At 63.5% G+C, this 14014-nt stretch carries 13 protein-coding genes; 8 read left to right on the top strand and 5 right to left on the bottom strand.

What is annotated here, in order from left to right:
- The first annotated feature begins 144 nt into the window (after window positions 1–144).
- Together ACP7CJ_RS02930 and ACP7CJ_RS02925 are read left to right on the top strand one after the other, a co-directional pair.
- Window positions 145–918: a transporter substrate-binding domain-containing protein gene (locus ACP7CJ_RS02930; RefSeq protein ID WP_426099504.1), complete on the top strand. Its 774-nt coding sequence runs from the start codon at window positions 145–147 to the stop codon at window positions 916–918.
- Window positions 919–968: 50 nt separating this feature from the next.
- Window positions 969–1808 (top strand): cache domain-containing protein, encoded by an 840-nt coding sequence (locus ACP7CJ_RS02925; protein ID WP_426099505.1) that lies wholly within the window; start codon window positions 969–971, stop codon window positions 1806–1808.
- 44 nt (window positions 1809–1852) lie between these two features.
- On the opposite strand, the gene ACP7CJ_RS02920 is transcribed toward ACP7CJ_RS02925, so the two are convergent.
- Complete coding sequence (locus ACP7CJ_RS02920; protein WP_276197007.1) at window positions 1853–3370, bottom strand: MDR family MFS transporter; 1518 nt, start codon at window positions 3368–3370, stop codon at window positions 1853–1855.
- Between the two features lie 65 nt (window positions 3371–3435).
- On the bottom strand, window positions 3436–4620 hold the full coding sequence (gene pobA / locus ACP7CJ_RS02915) for a 4-hydroxybenzoate 3-monooxygenase (RefSeq protein WP_426099729.1): 1185 nt from the start codon (window positions 4618–4620) through the stop codon (window positions 3436–3438).
- A 189-nt stretch (window positions 4621–4809) separates the two neighbouring features.
- On the opposite strand from pobA, the gene ACP7CJ_RS02910 reads away from it, so the two are divergent.
- Window positions 4810–5697 carry a helix-turn-helix domain-containing protein gene (locus ACP7CJ_RS02910; protein ID WP_426099506.1) on the top strand — a complete coding sequence of 296 codons (888 nt, stop codon included), beginning with the start codon at window positions 4810–4812 and terminating at the stop codon, window positions 5695–5697.
- Window positions 5698–5722: 25 nt separating this feature from the next.
- Here the strand turns inward: ACP7CJ_RS02910 and ACP7CJ_RS02905 are convergent, their stop codons facing one another.
- Window positions 5723–5899, bottom strand: coding sequence for a hypothetical protein (locus ACP7CJ_RS02905; RefSeq protein WP_276197005.1), 177 nt, complete (start codon window positions 5897–5899; stop codon window positions 5723–5725).
- A gap of 99 nt (window positions 5900–5998) precedes the next feature.
- A complete protein-coding gene (locus ACP7CJ_RS02900) occupies window positions 5999–6904 on the bottom strand; it encodes a LysR family transcriptional regulator (RefSeq protein ID WP_276197004.1) in 906 nt (301 codons plus the stop codon).
- A gap of 105 nt (window positions 6905–7009) precedes the next feature.
- Between ACP7CJ_RS02900 and ACP7CJ_RS02895 the strand changes: the two genes are divergently transcribed.
- Both ACP7CJ_RS02895 and ACP7CJ_RS02890 read left to right on the top strand, forming a co-directional pair.
- Window positions 7010–7876 carry an MBL fold metallo-hydrolase gene (locus tag ACP7CJ_RS02895; RefSeq protein WP_426099507.1) on the top strand — a complete coding sequence of 289 codons (867 nt, stop codon included), beginning with the start codon at window positions 7010–7012 and terminating at the stop codon, window positions 7874–7876.
- Window positions 7877–7910: 34 nt separating this feature from the next.
- Complete coding sequence (locus tag ACP7CJ_RS02890) at window positions 7911–8525, top strand: NAD(P)-dependent oxidoreductase (RefSeq protein WP_426099508.1); 615 nt, start codon at window positions 7911–7913, stop codon at window positions 8523–8525.
- A 61-nt stretch (window positions 8526–8586) separates the two neighbouring features.
- On the opposite strand, the gene ACP7CJ_RS02885 is transcribed toward ACP7CJ_RS02890, so the two are convergent.
- Window positions 8587–9459, bottom strand: a complete 873-nt coding sequence (locus ACP7CJ_RS02885; RefSeq protein ID WP_426099509.1) for a LysR substrate-binding domain-containing protein — start codon at window positions 9457–9459, stop codon at window positions 8587–8589.
- Between the two features lie 112 nt (window positions 9460–9571).
- Here ACP7CJ_RS02885 and ACP7CJ_RS02880 point away from each other — a divergent pair, with 112 nt between their 5' ends.
- From ACP7CJ_RS02880 to ACP7CJ_RS02870, 3 genes are all read left to right on the top strand, one after another.
- Window positions 9572–11197: a 5-guanidino-2-oxopentanoate decarboxylase gene (locus ACP7CJ_RS02880; RefSeq protein WP_426099510.1), complete on the top strand. Its 1626-nt coding sequence runs from the start codon at window positions 9572–9574 to the stop codon at window positions 11195–11197.
- On the top strand, window positions 11194–12636 hold the full coding sequence (locus tag ACP7CJ_RS02875) for an aldehyde dehydrogenase family protein (RefSeq protein WP_426099511.1): 1443 nt from the start codon (window positions 11194–11196) through the stop codon (window positions 12634–12636). The genes ACP7CJ_RS02880 and ACP7CJ_RS02875 overlap by 4 nt, the downstream gene beginning before the upstream one ends.
- 174 nt (window positions 12637–12810) lie before the next feature.
- Window positions 12811–13998 (top strand): cyanate transporter, encoded by a 1188-nt coding sequence (locus ACP7CJ_RS02870; protein ID WP_276196998.1) that lies wholly within the window; start codon window positions 12811–12813, stop codon window positions 13996–13998.
- Window positions 13999–14014 lie beyond the last annotated feature (16 nt).

Here is a 14014-nt window from a genome sequence, read left to right as displayed (position 1 = left end):
CGGCAGCGTCACATGCTGGGTCAGGTGGGTCAATTCAGGGTTGCTGGAGTTTGGTTACACGTTGGCTAAACATTCGCCGTCCTTGCCACCCTGCCATCTTGCTGGAAATAATGGCCGCCCGATCATGCCCAAGGACTCGACTGCATGAAAGCTCCCTTAGCCCTGTGTGTATTGGCGAGTCTAGCGACGCCTGCCCTGGCGGACACTGCCCCCTCGCGCCTGGACACCGTCCTCGACAGCGGCACGCTCACCGTCTGCACCACCGGCGACTACAAGCCTTACACCTCCCTGCGTGCCGATGGCCACTACGAGGGCATCGATATCGCCATGGCCGAGTCCCTGGCCAAGAGCCTCAATGCAACGATCGCCTGGGTGCCCACCACCTGGAAAACCCTGATGCCGGACTTCCTCGCGCAACGCTGCGACATCGCCGTGGGCGGTATTTCGGTGTCGTTGGAACGCCAGAAAAAAGCCTTCTTCAGCCAGTCCCTCGGGGTCGACGGCAAGATCCCGCTGGTGCGCTGCGCCGATGTACAGCGTTACCAGACCGTCGAGCAGATCAACCAGCCGCAGGTGCGGGTGATCGAACCGGCGGGCGGCACCAACGAAGTGTTCGCCCGGGCACACCTGGGCCAGGCGCAGATACGCCTGCACGACAACGTGAGCATCTTCGACGAACTGCTGGCGGGCAAGGCTGATGTGATGATCACCGACGCCAGCGAGGCGCGCTTCCAGCAGAAGCTCAAGCCGGGGCTGTGCGCGGTCAACCCGCAGCGGCAGATGCAGTACAGCGAAAAAGCCTTCCTGCTGCCCCGCGACGATGTGGCCTGGAAAAGCTATGTCGACCAGTGGTTGCACCTGAGCGTGGCCACCGGGGTGTACGACGGCATCGTCAATCAATGGCTGGCAGCGCCCTGAGCCGCAGCCGTCTACGCTGTGCTCACACCTATAAGAACGAGGCACGGACAATGAAGGGACTGCTCCGATTCACCTGGCTGCTGCTGCTGGGTTTCAGCCAGGTCCACGCCGCTACCTTGCCGGAGGAGGACGCCCAGGCGGCCAAGGCCCTGCTGGGGAAAGCCTTGGCCTACTACCAGAGCAATGGCGACAAGGCCTTCGCCGCCTTCAGCCGCCAGGGCGAGTTTATCGACCATGACCGCTATGTGTTCGTGGTCGACACCCAGGGCGTGTTGCTGGCCAGCGGCGGGCCCTCCTCCGCGTTGATCGGCCGCGATATTTCCGAAGTGCTGGGGCCGGATTTGCGCCAGTCGTTCAAGGACGCGCTTAAGGTGCCGGAAGGCCAGGGCATCCAGCAGGCCGACTACCGCTGGCAGAACTGGAACGACGGCAAGACCGAGCACAAGCATGTGTTTTATCAGCGCGTGGGCGAGCGCATCCTGGCGGTGGGCTATTACCTGCCACGGGCCACGCCGGAACAGGCGCGGGCACTGCGCGACCAGGCTGTCAAGGCGCTGCTCAAGGATCAAGCGGGCACGCTGAAGGCGATCAACTCATTGCAGGGCGGTTTCCTGCAGGATGATCTCTACGTGTTTGTGGTGAACCTCGATACCCAGCGCTATGTCGCCCATGGCACCAACCTGCGACTGGTCAACACCGACTTCAGCACGATCAAGGACCCGGACGGCAAGCCGGTGGGCGAACCGATTCTCAAGCTGATGACGGAGCAAGACCAGGGTGAGTACAAGTACCGCTGGAAAAACCCGGTGACCGGCAAGGTCGAGCACAAGCATGCGTATTTGCGCAAAGCCGGGCATTTCATGGTGGCGGTCGGGTACTACAGCCCCTGATCCAAAGTGGCAGGCGATCAAGCATGGGCGCTTGATCAGGCCAGCTACTCGGCGCTGTCTTCCCGACCGCGCAGCACGCGATTAGGCATCGCAATCGCCGCCGCCAACCCCAGCAACGACACCGCCGCACTCACCATCAGCAAATGCCGGAACGTCACCGCCAGTTCCCCGCGCAGGGCGTCCTGCGCCGGGCCCGGGGCGGCGTTCAGGCCGTCGAGCAGGACGTTGCCGGAGCCGCCCTCGGCCACCAGCGCACCGCTGGCCAGGTGGGCAAAGCTGGAGTCCTGCAACAGCGCCAGCAACAACGCCGACATGCACGCCACCCCGACTGCCCCGCCCAGGGAGCGGAACAGGTTGGTGGTGCTGGTGGCGACGCCGATATCGTGCTGGCCCACCGAATTCTGTGTGCCCACCAGCGAGGTCGGGAACTGCATGCCGGCAGCGATGCCGCACAGCAACATGAACATTGCCGTCAGCCCCAACGCCTGCGGCGCACTGTAGGCCATGCCGAGAATCGCCAAGGGGCTCAACACGGCGCCGCTGAGGATCAGCGGTTTATAGCGCCCGGTCACCGAGGTCATGCGCCCGGCAAAGTAGGCGCCCATCGGCAAGCCCATCGCCAGCGGCAGCAGGTGCAGCGCGGCGCTGTCGGCACCGGAACCGGTTACCGTCTGAAAGCGCAGGGGCATCAGCACCGTCAGGGAAATCGCCTGAAAACTGGTGAAAAACATCGTACACCAGCACAACACCGCGCTGCGGTTGGCGAACAGGTGCATCGGCAGCAACGGTTCCCGCGCACGCCGCTCATGCCAGACAAATATGCTCAGCGCCACCAGCGCGCAGGCCAGCAACGCTAGCACCGAGTCATCGCGCCAAGAATGGCCCTGGCCGATCTCGGTGATGCCCAGCAACAAGGCGCTCAAGCCGATGATCATCAGCACAGTACCGAGGTAATCGATGATCGGCTTGCGTTGCGGTAACGGCAGCCCGACGAGGGAGCGATGGGCCACGTACCAAGCACCGGCGCCCAAGGGCAGGTTGATCAAAAACACCCAGCGCCAGGACAGGTACTCGGTCATATAACCGCCCAGCACCGGCCCGGCCACGCTGGCCACTGCGTACATGCTGCTGAAATAGCCCTGGTAACGGCCGCGCTCGCGGGGCGGGATGATGTCGCCGATGATCGCCTGGCTCACCGAAATCATCCCGCCGGCGCCGATGCCCTGGAGCACCCGCGCCAGCACCAGTTGCTCCATGCTCTGTGCCATGCCACAGAACAGCGACGCCAGGGTGAACAGGCCCATGCCGATCAGCATCATCGGCCGCCGCCCGTACAGGTCGCCGAGTTTGCCGTAGATCGGCACCGCCACTGTCATCGCCACCATGTAGCCGGAGATCACCCATGCCAGTAGGTTGACGTCGTGGAACTGCGCGGAAATGGCCGGCATGGACACCGCGACAATGGTCTGGTCCAAGGCACCGAGGAAGATCGCCATCATCAACGAGACGAGGATGCTGCGCACGGCGGGCACGGCTGGGGTGGGTTGATTGAGTTGAGTCACGGTAAACCTTCGAGCAAGGCCCGCAGGAAAAGGCGACCTGCGGGGATGCTCGATACGATAGCAGGCTATTCGATAGCTTCGTAAGGAAGCCCGACGTAATTTTCGGCGATGGTCGTGCGACCGGCGTGGGAGTGGATGAAGTACGCCAGTTCGCTCTCGGCAATGCGCTGGCTGAACCCGTCCGCCTCGGGAAATTGATGCAGCATCGACGTCATCCACCAGGAAAACCGTTCGGCCTTCCACACCCGCCGCAGGCAGATCTCCGAGTATTTCTCCAGCAACTCCACACGCCCCTCGCGGTAGACCTTGAGCAAGATCCGAAACAGCGTGCTCACGTCACTCGCCGCCAGGTTCAAGCCCTTGGCCCCGGTGGGTGGCACGATGTGCGCCGCATCCCCCAGCAGGAACAAACGCCCGTACTGCATCGGCTCGACCACGAAGCTGCGCAGCGGCGCGATGCTTTTTTCGATCGACGGCCCGGTCACCAACTGTTCGGCCAGGTGGCTCGGCAGGCGCACTTTCAGTTCATCCCAGAAACGCTGGTCCGACCACGCGTCGACCGACTCCTCAACGGGTACTTGCAGGTAGTAACGGCTGCGTGTCGGCGAACGCATGCTGCACAAGGCAAACCCACGCGCATGCTTGGCGTACACCAGTTCTTCATGGACCGGCGGCGTGTCGGCCAGGATACCCAGCCAGCCGAAGGGGTACACCCGTTCGAAGACCTTCAGCGATTCTGCCGGGATCGCTTGACGGGCGACACCGTGAAAACCGTCGCTACCGGCCACGTAGTCACACTCCAGGCGAAAGGTTTCGCCTTCATGTTCGAACGTCAACCAGGGCTGATCAGTTTTGAGCCCGTGGGGTTGCACCTCACGGGCGTTATACAAGGTGATGGCACCTGCGGCGGCGCGCGCGTCCATCAGGTCGCGGGTCACTTCGGTCTGGCCGTAGACCATCACCGATTGACCGCCGGTGAGCGCCTTGAGGTCGATGTGGGTCAATTGGCCATTGAGCGCCAGTTCGAAGCCATCGTGGACCAGGCCCTCCGCGTCCATGCGCTGGCTGACGCCGGCCTCGCGCAGCAGGTCGACCATGCCTTGCTCCAACACGCCGGCACGGATGCGACCCAGCACGTAATCGGCGCTTTGGCGCTCTAGAATCAGGGTCTGGATACCGGCCTGATGCAGCAGTTGGCCGAGCAGAAGTCCCGCGGGACCGGCGCCGATAATGGCGACTTGAGTTTTCAGTGTTTTCATTATTTTTGTGGTCCGCAAGTTTCACCCGAACGGATCAGGTGAAAGAGTTGTCATTGGTCGTGTTGCTGACATTTTTCACTTGAGTGGCCGCTATAAGAAGGTGAAAACTGCGCCAAAGCCTGCGCTTTTTGCCAATCGGGGCGATTACCGAACCACTTGCCTGAGTATCGGATTGAAACTATGACTAAAACTGCCAGTTCCGCGATTCCGGTGTTCAAGTTGTATGGGGAAAACCAGCAATGGCCGACGCCGGATTTGTTGCACTGCGAAACGATTTCCCGACGCAGCCGGGACTATCAGTGGGAAATCCAGCCCCACCGGCACGCGGATCTGTGCCAGCTGCTGTACGTCCACAAAGGCCAGGCGCAACTGGAAATCGAAGGCCAGCGCACCACCCTCAACGAAGCGACCTTGCAGGTGCTGCCGCCGCTGTGCGTGCATGGGTTTCGGTTTGCTGAAGAGGTCGAAGGCTACGTGCTGACCCTGGCGGCCCCGCTGGTCAGCCATCTGCAAGCGCAACTGGGCGCGACGGTGGACGGCCTGCAGGCGCTCGGCACTTACCCGGCAGGCAAGGACCGTGACTACCTCCACAGCCTGTTCTCCCGCCTGCAGGACGAATACGCCGATGAACAGCCGGCCCGGGACATGATGATGCACGCTCTGGTCAGCGTACTGCTGGTGTGGATCAGCCGCCAGGCGATCCAGCGCCGTCACCCACGGGCACCGCGCGGGCAAGAATATTTCCGGCGCTTTACCCAATTGGTCGAGCAGCATTATCGCGAACACCCGAAGATTGAAGACCTAGCCCACAAGCTGGGCATCTCGGTCTCACACCTGAACGGCACGTGCCGGGAATTGGGCGGGCAACCTGCGCTACAGATCATGCATGACCGCCAATTGCTCGAAGCCAAGCGCCTGCTGACCTACACCAGCATGACCATCAATGAAATGTCCGAGGTACTGGGCTTTTCCGACCCGACCAATTTCTCGCGGCTGTTCCGCCGACGGGTCGGGTTTTCGCCCAAGGCGTTTCGCGAGCAACTCAAGGCCGACACACCCCAGGGTTAAAGGTGGGATCGTCCTCTGTAGGCCATTAGCGCAACGCGCTGAAACTGCCGGTGTGCGGAATGCATTGGTCCTGATTGCAACTGATCGCAAAGCTCGGCTGCATCCGGGTCTGCTCCACGCGATAGGCGGCAGTGCCGTACAGCGCGCTGGCTAAGGCGCAGAGGATGAAGATCATCAGGTACTTTCTGGTTTTGACGGTCATGGCACAGACCTCTGAAGGATCTATTTGACGCTGTTTAAAGCATAGGTCAGTCAGGGCGAGTTGCCATTATTGGACGACATTCAACATCTGTATGTCGGGTCAGAGGCCCCTATCCCACGCCGGCGTTTCCGGAAACCTCTGCACCAGGAAATCCAGCAAGCTGCGCAGCGCCGACGGCATGTGTTTGCGCGACGCGTACACCGCGTAGATGTTCATCTGCCGCGGCTCGGCTGCGGGCAGCAGGCGCACCAGTTCGCCACGACGGATGTGCTCCCCGGCCTGATAACTGGGCAACATCGCCACCCCGGCACCGGCCAGCGTCAGGCGTAACAGCGTGCTGGCTTCGTTGGCGGTGATATTGCCGTGGACCGGCACCGAAACGTGCTCGCCGCCTTCCTCGAAATGCCACAGGCTTTTGCCGAAGTACGAGTGGGTCAGGCAGTTGTGCAGCGCCAGGTCTTCGACCTTTTGCGGCGTCGGATGCTCAAGCAGGTAGGCCGGGGTCGCGCACACCACCGAGCGACAGACGGTCAGGCGCCGTGCGATCAGGTTGGGGTCCAGGTCATTGCTGGTGCGGATCGCCAGATCGATGCGCTCATCCACCAGGTTGACCGTGCGATCGAGCATCTGCAGGTCGACCGTCACCAAGGGGTAGCGCTTGACGTACTCAGCGATGGCCTCGGCCAGCTGCGCCAGGCCGAACGAGGTGCTGACACTCAGGCGCAACAGGCCACGGGGCGCGTCATCCGGCTCGCGAACGGCGGCCTGCATGTCACCGCACAATTCCAGCAATTGCCGGCAACGTGGCAGGGTTTCCCCGCCGGCGGCCGTGAGGCTCAGCTTGCGCGTGGTGCGATGCAGCAAGCGCGCGCCGACCCAGTCTTCCAGCTCGGCCAGGTAGCGCGAGACCACCGGGCGCGACAGGTCCAGATGGTCGGCGGCGGCGGACTGGCTGCCCAAATCCACCACCGTCACAAACACGCGCATTGCTTGAAGACGATCCATGATCTGCCCGATTTTAGAAACAAACTATGTCCCAGCATCGCATTTTTTGTTGTGTTTGGTGCAACTAAGCTCTGTGCATCCCTTACCGATTGCCGGAGTTGCCCGATGTTTTCCACCCTCAAGCGCCTGACCCTGGCGACCGCCGCCCTGGCTTTCGCCGCCCAGGCGGCCGCCACCGAGCTGACCCTCGACGTGTACAACCCCGGCGAAGCCGCGATCTTCCCGGTCAGTTCGGTGCTGGTCAGCGGCGCGAAAGACGCGATCCTGGTCGACGCGCAGTTCGGCAAAGGCCAGGCCGAACAACTGGTGCAGAAGATCCGCGCCAGCGGCAAACACCTGACCATCATCTACATCAGCCACGGCGACCCAGACTATTACTTCGGCCTCGACACCCTGACCGCCGCATTCCCCGACGCCAAGGTGCTGGCCCCGCAAGCGGTGGTCGACCACATCAACGCTACCGTCGCCGGCAAACTGGCGTTCTGGGGCCCGAAAATGGGCGCCGACAAGCCGGGCAAAACCATCGTGCCGCAGGTGCTCGCCGGCCACCGCCTGACGCTTGAAGGGCAGGGCCTGGAAGTGATCGGCCTGGACGGCCCGCAGCCGGATCGCAGCTTTGTGTGGATTCCATCGATCAAGGCCGTCATCGGCGGCGTGGTGGTCGCCGACAACATCCACCTGTGGATGGCCGATACTCAGAGCGCGCAGTCCCATAAAGACTGGCTGGCCACCCTGCAACGCATCGCCGAGCTGAAGCCGCGCACGGTGGTTCCGGGGCATTTCCTCGGCAGCCCGGCGCTGCAATCCGTGGCCTTTACCGCCGGCTACATCAAGGCCTTTGACGAAGAAACCGCCAAGGCCAAGGATTCCGCCGCCCTGATCGCGGCAATGCAAAAGCGTTACCCGACCCTCGCCGACGAAAGCTCGCTGGAACTGAGCGCCAAAGTCGCCAAGGGCGAAATGAAGTGGTGAAGCGTTTCACACCTTAACCGTACTGGAGAACGTCATGAGCAAGATCGCAATCATTGGGGCCACTGGCCGTGCGGGCAGTCAACTGCTGGAAGAGGCGCTGCGGCGTGGGCATAGCGTCACCGCCATCGCGCGTAACACCGACAAACTGGCCGTGCGCCCCGGCGTCAGCGTCAAACAGGTCGATGCACTGGATGCCGAGGCCTTGCAACAGGCCATCAGCGGCAGCGATGTGGTGATCAGCGCGGCGCACTTCGCCACCCTGCCCGCCAGCGCGGTGATCGGCCCGGTGAAAAAAGCTGCGGTGAAACGCCTGCTGGTGGTAGGCGGCGCGGGCTCGCTGCTGCTGCCGGATGGCACTCGGGTGATCGACAGCGAGGGTTTCCCGCAAGCGTACAAGGCAGAAGCCAGTGCCGGCGCGACGTTCCTCGATGCGTTGCGTCAGGAGCAGGAACTGGATTGGACCTTCCTGTCGCCGTCGGCCGAATTCGTTGAAACCGAGCGCACCGGCACGTTCCGCCTGGGCCAGGATGATTTGCTGGTGAGCAGCGAAGGCCGCAGCTGGATCAGCTTCGCCGACTTCGCCATCGCGATGCTCGATGAAGTGGAAACACCCAAGCACTCGCGCCTGCGTTTCACCGTCGGTTACTGAGCCAACGCGATCAAAACATGGGGGCGCTGCGTTGCCGGCGCCCCCATGTGGATCTTCAGCGCTACGTCTGTTGCGCCTGGTTGACCAACCAATCCATCAGCGCTTCAAGCCCGGCCGAAGGGGTTGTCCCCGGCGGATACACCAGGTAATAGCCCATCCCCGTCGGCACCCGCAATTCAAACGGTATCACCAACCGCCCCGCCTTCACGTCGTCGCCAATCAACGCACTGTCGCCAATCGCCACGCCTGAGCCCTGGGACGCCACCGTCATGGCCAGATCCAGCGTCTCGAAATGGTGGCCCTGGCTCACATTGCTCAAGCGCGTCTTCGCCGCCTCCAGCCATAACGCCCAGTCCCGCTCGTCCCGCGTGGGATGCAACAGCACCTGTTGCTGCAGGTCCGCAGGCGTACTCAGACAGTCGCGTAAAGCCGGCGCGCAGACCGGTGTGAGTTGTTCATCGAACAGATGCCGAGCCTCGGCTGATTGTTCCGCGCTGGGCGCATAGATCACCGCCGCATCGAACTGCTCGCGACGAAAGTCCACGCTGTAGGCCACGGTCGTGGTCAGCTCCACCGGCACATCCGGGCGTTCGCGTTGCCATTGCATCAAGCGCGGCAGCAGCCAACGCATCACGCAGGTGGAGGCCTTGAGCTGCAGGGTGTCGCGGCGGCTGCCGATCTGCTCCAGCGCGTCACCGAGCAGGCCGAACACCTGCTGCACCCGCAGCGACCACTCGCGGCCTTCTTCAGTCAGGCTCAAGCCCCGCGCCTGACGCAGGAACAGCGCGTAGCCCAAATAGCTTTCCAGCCCGGCGATCTGCCGGCTTACCGCACCCTGGGTGATGTGCAACTGCTCGGCGGCGCGGGTGAAGTTACAACACTGGGCGGTGACCCAGAAGGTGTGCAGCGCGGGCAGCGGCGGAAGGCGTTTCATAGGGGCAAGCAGCCATGACGTGAGGACATGGCAAGTATGACTTTTTATCGATTGTTGCCGCTACGGCCAGCCGGTCCAATACCGCCCAACCTCAACAATAAGAGCGACATGTATGGCGACCTGCGGCGAAGTACTGGTCAACCTTCTGGAACGCTACGGCGTGGACCAGGTGTTTGGTATCCCTGGGGTCCACACCGTGGAGTTGTATCGCGGCCTGGCGCGCTCAAACATCCGCCACCTCACCCCGCGCCACGAACAGGGCGCGGGCTTTATGGCCGATGGCTATGCACGCACCAGCGGCAAGCCCGGCGTGTGTTTCATCATCACCGGCCCCGGCATGACCAACATCACCACGGCCATGGGCCAGGCCTATGCCGACTCGATCCCGATGCTGGTGATCTCCAGCGTGCAGTCGCGCAGCCAGTTGGGCGGCGGGCGCGGCACGTTGCATGAGCTGCCGAACCAGAGCGCGCTGGTCGCCGGCGTGGCGGCGTTCTCCCACACCTTGATGTCGGCAGCGCAATTACCCGGCGTACTGGCGCGGGCGTTTGCGCTGTTCCAGGCGGGGCGGCCGCGCCCGGTACACATCGAAATCCCGCTGGATGTGCTGGTGGAAAACGCCGATGCGTTGCTCGGCACTTCACCCGTCAGCGTGGCGCGTGCCGGGGCGGCACCGTCGGCGGTCAAGCAAATGAGCCAACGGCTCGCCGCCGCCAAACGCCCGTTGATCCTGGCCGGCGGCGGTGCCATCGCGGCGGCTGCGGCGTTGACCCGCCTGGCAGAAACCCTCGGCGCCCCCGTGGCGCTGACCATCAACGCCAAAGGTATGCTGCCCGCGGCCCACCCGCTGCTGATCGGCTCGACCCAGACCCTGCTCGCCACCCGCGCCCTGGTCGCCGAGGCCGATGTGGTGCTGGCGATCGGCACGGAGCTGGCGGAGACCGACTACGACGTGACCTTCGCCGGCGGTTTCGAGATTCCCGGCGCGCTGCTGCGCATCGATATCGACCCGGACCAAACCGTGCGCAATTACCCGCCCGAACAGGCGTTGGTGGCCGACGCACAGATCGCCGCCGAGGCCTTGCTCGCTGAACTCCAGCGCCTGCCGCTGGCGCCTCGCCACAGCGCCTGGGGTGCTCAACGCGTCGCCCGCCTATGGGCCGATTTGACGCCGGCCTGGGACACCGCCACCCGTGCGCAAACCCGCTTCCTTCACACCGTGCTGGAGGAACTGCCCAATGCGGTGCTGGTGGGCGACTCCACGCAGCCGGTGTACAGCGGCAACCTGACCCTGAACCTCGACCACCCGCGCCGCTGGTTCAACGCCTCCACCGGCTACGGCACCTTGGGCTACGCGCTGCCTGCGGCCATCGGCGCCTGGTTGGGGCGTGGTGATGGCCAGCCGGTGGTGTGCCTGATCGGTGACGGCGGGCTGCAATTCACTCTGCCGGAACTGGCCAGCGCCGTGGAAGCACGCACGCCGATCATCGTGCTGCTGTGGAATAACCAGGGCTACGAGGAGATCAAGAAGTACATGCTCAACCGGGCCATCGAACCGGTCGGCGTCGACATCTACACGCCGGACTTTATCGGCGTGGCCACGGCCCTCGGTTGCGCCGCCGAGCGCATCCAGGGCGTGGACTCGCTGCGCGTTGCCTTGCGGGCCGCCGCTGATCGCCAGGGGCCGACGCTGATTGAAATCGACCAGCAACGTTGGATGCAGGAGGTGGCGGTATGAGCGCAGTCATGAACGGTGTGTATATCAATGGTGCGTGGCGTGCGGGCCATGACGTGCTGGAGGTGATCAACCCGGCCACCGAGGAGACGTTGGCCCAGGTCAGCGTCGGCGATGCGAGCGCCGTGGCCGAGGCGGTCGATGCGGCCAGCGCGGCGTTTATCGGCTGGTCGCAAAGCACCGGGCGTGAGCGCGGCGCCCTGCTGCGCAAAGTGGCTCAGGGTGTGAGCGAACAGCGTGAGGCGTTGATGCGCGTGCAGTCGCGCAACAGCGGCAAACCGTTGTTCGAAGCGGGTATCGATGTGGACGACGTGATCGCCACCTTCGAGTACTACGCCGGTCTCGCCGAGGCGCTGGACGCCGAGCAAGACCGTGCGGTGGCGCTGCCCAGTGACGCCTTCAGCGCCCGCCTGCGCCGCGAACCCTGCGGCGTGGTGGGCCTGATCGTGCCATGGAATTTCCCCATGGTCACCACCGCCTGGAAACTCGCCCCGGCCCTCGCCGCCGGCTGTTGCGTGGTGCTCAAACCGTCGGAAGTGACACCGTTGGCGGAATTGCAACTGGCGCGGATCATCGCCGGCGCCGGCTTCCCGGCGGGGGTGTTCAACCTCGTCTGCGGCACCGGCCTGGCCGTGGGCTCCCCACTGGCAGCGGCGCCTCGCGTGGCGAAGATTTCCTTCACCGGCAGCAATGCGGTGGGCGTGCAGGTGATGCAACGCGCCGCCGAAACCGTCAAGGGCGTGAGCCTGGAGCTGGGGGGCAAATCCTCGCTGCTGGTGCTGGAAGATGCCGACCTCGACCTGGCGCTTGAGCTGGCCTGTGGTGGCGGCTTTTTCAACGCTGGGCAGATGTGTTCGGCGACCAGCCGCGTGCTGGTGGCGGACAGTCTCGCGGATGAATTCCTGCAGCGTTTGACCGCGAGGGTTGAAGGGATTCGCGTCGCTGACCCGTTTGCCGAAGACGTGGAAATGGGCGCGCTGATCAACCACGCGCAGTACCAACGGGTGTTGGCGCATATCCAGCGCGGCGTGCAGGACGGCGCCCGCTTGCTGTGCGGCGGTGAGCGCCCGGCACACTTGGCGAAGGGCTATTTCATTCGTCCCACGCTGTTCACCGACGTGCCGCTGGACAGCGCGTTGTGGCAGCAAGAAATCTTCGGCCCGGTGCTGTGTGTACGACGCTTTACCACGGAAGACGAGGCCATCGCCCTGGCCAACGACAGCGATTTCGGCCTGGTCGCCAGCGTGGTCAGCCGCAACGGCGAAGCCGCCGAACGCGTGGCCAATGCCTTGCAGGCCGGCATGGTGTGGATCAACGCGCCGCAGCTGATCTTCGCGCAAACGGCGTGGGGCGGTTACAAGCAGAGCAGCATCGGCCGCGAGCTGGGCCCGTGGGGGTTGGCGGCGTTTCAGGAGATCAAGCACGTGATCCGGTCTAACTGACGACGCTGCCTCCCTATGGAATGTGGCCCAATGTGGAAGGGGCTTGCCCCCTCCCACATTTTGATGTGCGGTATTTCAGTTAACTACGTTTTTTAGATAGCCCCTGCGACTTTCTCATTTGCCCCCGCTCCCCGTGCGTGGCCTGATTCGCCCTTGTTCACTCAAGGCAGGCTCATGGCAAACGTTCACGTAAAATCCACCACCGCCGTCTGGCTGATGATCAGCGTCGTGCTGGTCGCGCTTAACCTGCGCCCGTCGATGGCGGCCGTAGGGCCGTTGTTAGCGTCGATTCGCGGCGAGGTGCCGTTGAGTTTCAGCAGCGCGGCGTTGCTGACCATGTTGCCGGTCATGGCCATGGGCCTGGCGATGTTTTTCGGCATGGGCCTGGCCAAGCGCTTCGGCGAACATCGCAGCATCGCGGTGTCGCTGCTGGTGATCGGCGCGGCGACGCTGTCGCGGTTGTTCCTCGATTCGGCGCTGGAATTGATCGTCAGCGCGATCGCTGCGGGGGTTGGCATCGCGATGATCCAGGCGGTGATGCCGGCGCTGATCAAGTCGCGTTTCAGCGCTAACGTTTCATTGTTCATGGGCTTGTACGTCACGGCGATCATGGGCGGTGCGGCGCTGGCGGCGTCGTTCTCGCCGTTCGTGCAGGTGCAGACCGGCAGTTGGCGCATCGGCCTGGCGATCTGGGCAGGGCTGGCCTTGCTCGCCCTGGTTTTCTGGTCCGCCCAGCGTGCGGCGCTGCCCGCCCTGCCCCAGGCCGGTTCTGACAAGCAGGAAGGATTTTTCGGCAATGGTCGCGCCTGGTTGCTGGCGATCTTTTTTGGCCTCGGTACAGCCTCCTACACCTGCGTCCTGGCGTGGCTGGCGCCGTACTACGTTGAACAAGGCTGGAGCGAACAGCATGCCGGTTTGCTCCTGGGTTTCCTCACCGCGATGGAAGTCATCTCGGGCCTCGTGACCCCGGCCATCGCTAACCGTCGCCAGGATAAACGCGCAGTGGTGGCGGTATTGCTGGTGCTGATCATCCTCGGTTTCTGCGGGCTGATCCTGGCGCCCCAATACCTGAGTTTGCTGTGGCCCTGCCTACTCGGCCTGGGCATCGGCGGGCTGTTCCCGATGAGTTTGATCCTGTCCCTCGACCACCTCGACCACCCGCGCCGCGCCGGTGGCCTGACGGCGTTTGTGCAAGGCATCGGCTACCTGATTGCCGGCCTGTCGCCGTTGATCGCCGGGATGATCCGCGATCAATTGGGCAGTTTCGAATGGGCATGGTGGTCGCTGACGGCGGTGATCGGGGTGATGCTGCTGATCGTCACGCGCTTCGATCCGAAGCATTACGCGGACCACATTCGCTGACGTCGTATTGCAAACA

The sequence above is a fragment of the Pseudomonas sp. PSPC3-2 genome, from assembly GCF_049897085.1.
GTDB classification, from domain to species: Bacteria; Pseudomonadota; Gammaproteobacteria; order Pseudomonadales; family Pseudomonadaceae; genus Aquipseudomonas; species Aquipseudomonas paraveronii.
Note: the sequence above shows the minus strand (reverse complement) of the source record. Positions and strands in the feature narration are given on the sequence as shown.

Coding starts and splice junctions, on each gene's coding strand:
- ACP7CJ_RS02875 (WP_426099511.1), top strand. CDS start 11,194: ATGAGCGCAGTCATGAACGGTGTGTATATCAATGGTGCGTGGCGTGCG.
- ACP7CJ_RS02925 (WP_426099505.1), top strand. CDS start 969: ATGAAGGGACTGCTCCGATTCACCTGGCTGCTGCTGCTGGGTTTCAGC.
- ACP7CJ_RS02880 (WP_426099510.1), top strand. CDS start 9,572: ATGGCGACCTGCGGCGAAGTACTGGTCAACCTTCTGGAACGCTACGGC.
- ACP7CJ_RS02900 (WP_276197004.1), bottom strand. CDS start 6,904: ATGGATCGTCTTCAAGCAATGCGCGTGTTTGTGACGGTGGTGGATTTG.
- ACP7CJ_RS02910 (WP_426099506.1), top strand. CDS start 4,810: ATGACTAAAACTGCCAGTTCCGCGATTCCGGTGTTCAAGTTGTATGGG.
- ACP7CJ_RS02905 (WP_276197005.1), bottom strand. CDS start 5,899: ATGACCGTCAAAACCAGAAAGTACCTGATGATCTTCATCCTCTGCGCC.
- ACP7CJ_RS02890 (WP_426099508.1), top strand. CDS start 7,911: ATGAGCAAGATCGCAATCATTGGGGCCACTGGCCGTGCGGGCAGTCAA.
- ACP7CJ_RS02885 (WP_426099509.1), bottom strand. CDS start 9,459: ATGAAACGCCTTCCGCCGCTGCCCGCGCTGCACACCTTCTGGGTCACC.
- ACP7CJ_RS02870 (WP_276196998.1), top strand. CDS start 12,811: ATGGCAAACGTTCACGTAAAATCCACCACCGCCGTCTGGCTGATGATC.
- ACP7CJ_RS02930 (WP_426099504.1), top strand. CDS start 145: ATGAAAGCTCCCTTAGCCCTGTGTGTATTGGCGAGTCTAGCGACGCCT.
- ACP7CJ_RS02895 (WP_426099507.1), top strand. CDS start 7,010: ATGTTTTCCACCCTCAAGCGCCTGACCCTGGCGACCGCCGCCCTGGCT.